Source organism: Litoreibacter meonggei (assembly GCF_003663885.1).
GTDB lineage: Bacteria > Pseudomonadota > Alphaproteobacteria > Rhodobacterales > Rhodobacteraceae > Litoreibacter > Litoreibacter meonggei.
The window spans coordinates 1-1,512 of sequence record NZ_RCCE01000014.1; the positions used below are offsets into that span (position 1 = coordinate 1).

Annotated in this window: 1 protein-coding gene; it reads left to right on the top strand. The window is 55.3% G+C overall.

Annotated features, from left to right (window positions below; translation table 11 throughout):
- Positions 1–86 precede the first annotated feature (86 nt).
- A protein-coding gene (locus BCF46_RS19585) for an IS3 family transposase (RefSeq protein ID WP_121028468.1) occupies positions 87–1,438 on the top strand; the annotation gives its coding sequence in 2 pieces (ribosomal slippage) (positions 87–423 and positions 423–1,438; 1,353 coding nt in all).
- Positions 1,439–1,512: the final 74 nt, after the last annotated feature.

Consider the following 1,512-nt stretch of genomic DNA (forward strand, 5'->3'; position numbering starts at 1 on the left):
TGTCTGACGTCAGCGCCTATGGGTCCAACTAGGGCAATTTGATAAGAGAGGGTTGTTGGCTCATCGTAACCACTGAGGAGTGGAAGATGAGACAGACAACTGGAAACCGCAAAAGTCCTGGCGAGAAGATCGTCAAAGATATCAAACGGGCGACGCGCAAGCAGTATTCATCCGAAGAGAAGATCCGGATCGTCCTGGATGGCTTGCGTGGTGAAGACAGCATTGCCGAACTGTGCCGCCGTGAGGGCATCTCGCAGGGCATCTATTACAAATGGTCGAAGGACTTCATGGAGGCCGGGAAGAGGCGTCTGGCGGGCGACACCGCGCGTGCTGCGACGACCGACGAGGTCAAGGATCTGCGCCGCGAAGCTCGGGACCTGAAGGAGGTCGTGGCGGAGCAGACGCTCGAACTCCGTTTGCTCAAAAAAAGCATGACAGGCGGTGGGGGCGACCAAGAATGAGGTATGCTGCATCCGAGAAGCTGGAGATCATCCGACTAGTCGAGGGGTCGCACTTATCAGCGCGTCAGACACTGACCAAACTGCGTCTTCCCCGCACGACATTCTACCGTTGGTATGATCGGTACCTAAAGCTTGGTGAGGCCGGGCTGCAGGACCAATCCCCCAAGCCAAAACACGTCTGGAACCGGATTCCTGACAAGGTGCGCCGCAAGGTCGTGAAGCTGGCGCTGAAGGAGACTGAGTTGTCGCCACGGGAACTGGCGGTGACGTTCACGGATCGGGAACGATACTTTGTCTCAGAATCCTCTGTCTATCGCGTGTTGAAAGCCCACGATCTAATCACCAGCCCGGCCTTCATCGTCATCAAGGCAGCCAGCGAGTTCACCGACAAGACCACGGCAATCAACCAGCTCTGGCAGACCGACTTCACCTACCTCAAAGTTCTCGGCTGGGGCTGGTTCTATCTCAGCACAATCCTGGACGACTACAGCCGGTACATCATCTCGTGGAAACTGTGCACAAACATGAAGGCCGAGGACGTGACTGATACCCTGGATCTGGCTTTGCGGGCATCTGGCTGCGATCTGGTTCACGTCGTTCACAAGCCACGCCTGCTCAGCGACAATGGCTCCAGCTATGTCTCTGGCGATCTCGCTGAATGGTTGCAGGTCAAGGGTATGAAGCACTCTCGCGGAGCGCCGTATCATCCCCAGACCCAGGGCAAAATCGAGCGTTGGCACCAGACCCTCAAGAACCGCATCCTGTTGGAAAACTACTTCCTGCCCGGCGATCTTGAAGCCCAGATTGAAGCCTTCGTTGATCACTACAATCATCAGCGATACCACGAGAGTCTGAACAACGTCACGCCATCCGATGTCTACTTCGGTCGTGACAAAGCCATTCTAAAACAACGGGAAAGGATCAAACGAAAGACGCTCGAAACGCGACGCTTGCATCACTGCCAGCACGCCGCATAATCACAGCAACCAGATGAGCCAAACTCTCTCTTAGATTAAGCAGCTCTTGGTTCCAAAAACTCTGACGACGGACA